Annotated in this window: 5 protein-coding genes; 2 read left to right on the forward strand and 3 right to left on the reverse strand. The window is 34.2% G+C overall.

Features of this window, described 5'->3' with window-relative positions; genetic code table 11:
* Both B3J44_RS22650 and B3J44_RS22655 read left to right on the forward strand, forming a co-directional pair.
* A partial coding sequence (locus tag B3J44_RS22650) for a putative LPS assembly protein LptD (RefSeq protein WP_286971590.1) occupies positions 1-1,638 on the forward strand: 1,638 nt, incomplete at its 5' end.
* Between the two features lie 27 nt (positions 1,639-1,665).
* On the forward strand, positions 1,666-2,046 hold the full coding sequence (locus B3J44_RS22655; RefSeq protein WP_198856317.1) for a RidA family protein: 381 nt from the start codon (positions 1,666-1,668) through the stop codon (positions 2,044-2,046).
* Here the strand turns inward: B3J44_RS22655 and B3J44_RS22660 are convergent.
* The 3 genes from B3J44_RS22660 to B3J44_RS22670 all read right to left on the reverse strand — a co-directional run.
* Positions 2,027-2,401 carry a methylglyoxal synthase gene (locus B3J44_RS22660; RefSeq protein WP_044048067.1) on the reverse strand — a complete coding sequence of 125 codons (375 nt, stop codon included), beginning with the start codon at positions 2,399-2,401 and terminating at the stop codon, positions 2,027-2,029. The genes B3J44_RS22655 and B3J44_RS22660 overlap by 20 nt on opposite strands.
* Before the next feature lie 10 nt (positions 2,402-2,411).
* Complete coding sequence (locus B3J44_RS22665; protein WP_198856318.1) at positions 2,412-3,263, reverse strand: N-acetylglucosamine kinase; 852 nt, start codon at positions 3,261-3,263, stop codon at positions 2,412-2,414.
* 129 nt (positions 3,264-3,392) lie between these two features.
* A partial coding sequence (locus B3J44_RS22670) for a type I glyceraldehyde-3-phosphate dehydrogenase (protein WP_414654828.1) occupies positions 3,393-3,950 on the reverse strand: 558 nt, incomplete at its 5' end.

The following is a 3,950-nucleotide window of genomic DNA, read 5'->3' on the forward strand; positions in this document are numbered from 1 at the left end:
ACAAAATCAAATCCGAATTCTACTTTTTCTGCTTCTGTCAACATGGGTAGTAGTAAGTATTTCAAACAGTCGATCAATCAAGCAAATATTGGATCAAACTTAAATAACACATTAAGTTCATCTATTTCATATAATAAAACTTTCAACACCATTCCTGGCTCACGTATTTCGTTATCTGCAACACATAGCCAGAATACGCAAACAGAAGACATTATTATGACTCTTCCATCCTTACAAGGAAGTATCGATCGTGTCTATCCTTTTGTTGGAAAAGATGGTGTAAAGAAAGGATTAATCAAAAACATCAACTTACAATATAATGTAAGCGGTAAAAACTACTTTAAAACAAAAGATTCTTTGTTTTTTAAACCGCAGATGTTTGACGATGCGCAGTTAGGATTACAACAGACTATTCCTTTGAGCACTAACTTTAAGATTTTTAAATATTTTAGTGCTGGAGCCTCTACAACCTATCAAGAAACTTGGGTTAACAAAACAATCCAAAAAGAGTACGATCCTACTGCAGGACAAACAGTTAATAAATCTATAAACGGCTTTGACTCTTATAGAACTTATAATTTCAGCACCAATTTAGGAACAACGATCTACGGAACTTTTAACTTCGGAGACGACAAAAGAATTCAGTCAATTAGACACGTAATGCGTCCAAGTATAACTTATGCTTATACGCCAAGTTTTGAAAGATACTACGACACTTATGGAGTCGATGCTTCTGGAAGAATTACTTCTGAATATACAAGATTTGAAAACGGATTATTTGGAGCGCCTGGAAAAGACAACTCTAATATTGTTGGTTTTGCCTTAAGTAATACTTTTGAAGCCAAAGTAAGAGACCGAGACAGCACAAAAACAGAGCCTAAAAAAATAATGTTGTTAAACAACTTAAACTTTAGCACAAGTTACAATTTTAATGCTGATGGCAAATCTACTTTTGGCTGGCAACCTGTATTGGTTAGTGGTGGAACACAGTTTTTTGACAATAAAATGAATATGAACTTTGGAGCCACATTAGACCCATATGCAATTGATAATGGAGGTAACAAAATTGACAAATTCAATATTGACAATGGAGGAAGTTTATTTAGAATGACTAGTGCAAACGTAACTGTAAACTACTCATTCTCTAATAAAGGAACTGGAAAAGAGAAAGAAAAGAATACCCAGAGTCAGCGGAACGGAGGACGAAGCGATGACTTGTTTGGTACAAATACCGACTTAAATGACAGCCGTAACAGCCAGTTTGCTAACGAGCCTGAAAAAGATGATGTAATTACAGAATTCTTCAATTCTAAAGTCCCTTGGGACATGACACTTGCCTATTCGTTAACGTATTCAAACGTAAAGCGAGAAAGCACTATTTCTGGTAATTCGATTATGATCTCTGTCAATACCGATCTTACTCCTAAATGGAAAGCCGGTGTTTCTACAGGTTATGACTTTGTACAAAAAGGAGTTACCTTTACACAATTCCGTTTTGAAAGAGATTTATTAAGTTGGAGAATGGCCTTTAACTGGCAACCTTTGGGGACAAACTCTAACTGGAACTTCTTTATCGGAATTAAATCTGGTATGCTTAGCGATATCAAATGGAACAAACGAAGCGTTTCAAATAGATAAACTACTTTCGAATCAAAATAATTTATTATGAAAAAAATCATTTTCACCGAGAAAGCTCCGGCTCCAATCGGACCGTATAATCAAGCCGTATTGTCTGGAAACACACTTTATGCTTCTGGACAAATTGCAATCAATCCTGAGTCGGGAGAATTGATTACAGACAATATTAACGACGAGACCGATCAAGTGATGAAAAACATTGCTGCTATTCTTGAAGCTGCAAATATGACTTTTGAGAACGTTGTAAAGTCAACAATCTTCATTATGGACATGAACAACTTTGGAGCAATAAATACCGTTTACGGATCTTATTTTAACGAAAAAACCGCTCCAGCTCGTGAAACGGTTCAAGTGGCTTGTTTGCCAAAAAATGTTAATGTAGAAATTTCTATAATTGCTGTGCAATAGCATCTAATAATAATTGTGCCGTTGCTTCATTGGTTGCTAGCGGCACATTATGCACATCGCAAACACGAATTAGCATGTTAATATCTGCTTCATGCGGATGACTTGACAAGGGATCTTTAAAAAAGAAAACCATCTGCGTAATTCCTTCCGCAACTCTTCCTGCAATTTGCGCATCGCCTCCAAGAGGCCCAGAAAGCATTCTCTGAGTTTTAAATCCAGCAGCTTCTGCTTTTCCTCCCGTAGTACCAGTACCAATAAGCCTTATTTTTTCATTGTGTAAAACAGCTTCATTTTTGATTAAGAAATCAATTAAATCTGCTTTTTTTCCATCATGAGCAATAATGGCAATTTCCATAAAACCAGAACTATTGATTAGCGACATGGTAAGCAATTAATCCATCAATAGGTCTTCTTAAAACATTCCCTAATTGAAGTTCATATTTATTAAATGTCTCTTGCAATTCATCTTTCAAATAAAATGCAATAGAACCAACAAAATGTACTGGAACTTCTTTGCAGTTATCGAATTGTTTGATGTAATTTTTAACAAAAGACTTCATTCCTTTGAAAATGATTTTTCTGCAGAACTCAGTATCTTTATGCTTAATTAAGAATTTAGCATAAGTAGCTAAATAAGCATTAGGATTTGGCTCTTTATATAATTTGTTTTTAATAAAATCTGGATCAACGTCGTACTCTTTTTCAAGTTCAACAGCCAATTCTTTAGGCATTTTATTAAAATAGTATTTTCTAATTAATTCTTTTCCAAAAACGTTACCGCTACAATCATCCATTACAATATAACCTAATGATTGTACTTTTTGATGCAACACTTTTCCATCAAAGTAACTGCAATTAGAACCTGTTCCTAAGATCGAAACTATAGCTTCTTGTCCTTTTGGAGTTGTTGCATAAACTGCAGCATAAGTATCTTCTTGAACGTCTACAATTGCGTTAGAAAAATACTCTTGGAAAATTCTTTTTAACCACTCTTTCATTCTATCAGTACCACATCCGGCACCATAAAAGAATAAATGTGTAGCATTTTTTTTGTTTTGTAAGATATCAAAACGGTCATTTAATCTTTCAATGATTTCTGGCTCGTCTAGAATTTCAGGATTTAATCCTAAAGTTTGTGTTGTGAATAATACTTTTCCATTATCATCTATCGCAATCCAATCGGCTTTAGTAGATCCACTATCAACTATTAATTTCATTTGTTTAGTTTTTGGAATTAGGTTTTCTATTTTTAATTTAAAAGTGTGTTTTTTACATTAATTATAGAGGTAACAAAATAAGAAAATCCCGTTATTATAAGTAACGGGATTTTGCAAAAATATATATTATTATTTTAAACCTGCAATATGTACAGATAAATCAATTAATTTGCTTGAGTATCCGTACTCATTGTCATACCAAGATACTAATTTGAAGAAAGTTGAGTTTAAACCAATTCCTGCACCAGCATCAACGATTGAAGTTCTTTTATCAGAAATAAAGTCTTGAGAAACAACTGCATCTTCAGTGTATCCTAAGATACCTTTCATTTCGTTTTCTGAAGCTTTTTTCAATACAGCTAAGATTTCTTCGTAAGTTGTTTCTTTAGCAACTTTTACCGTTAAATCTACTACAGAAACGTCAGCAGTAGGAACACGGAAAGACATTCCAGTTAATTTTCCATTCAAAGATGGGATAACTTTTCCAACCGCTTTAGCAGCACCTGTTGAAGAAGGAATGATGTTGATTGCAGCAGCACGTCCACCTCTCCAGTCTTTTCTAGAAGGTCCGTCAGCTGTCATTTGAGTTGAAGTAGTTGCGTGAACAGTAGTCATTAAACCTTCAACGATTTCGAAATTATCGTGGATAACTTTAGCTAAAGGAGCTAAACAGTTTGTAGTACAAGA

The organism is Flavobacterium sp. UBA4854 (assembly GCF_002399805.1).
Classification (GTDB): domain Bacteria; phylum Bacteroidota; class Bacteroidia; order Flavobacteriales; family Flavobacteriaceae; genus Flavobacterium; species Flavobacterium ginsengisoli.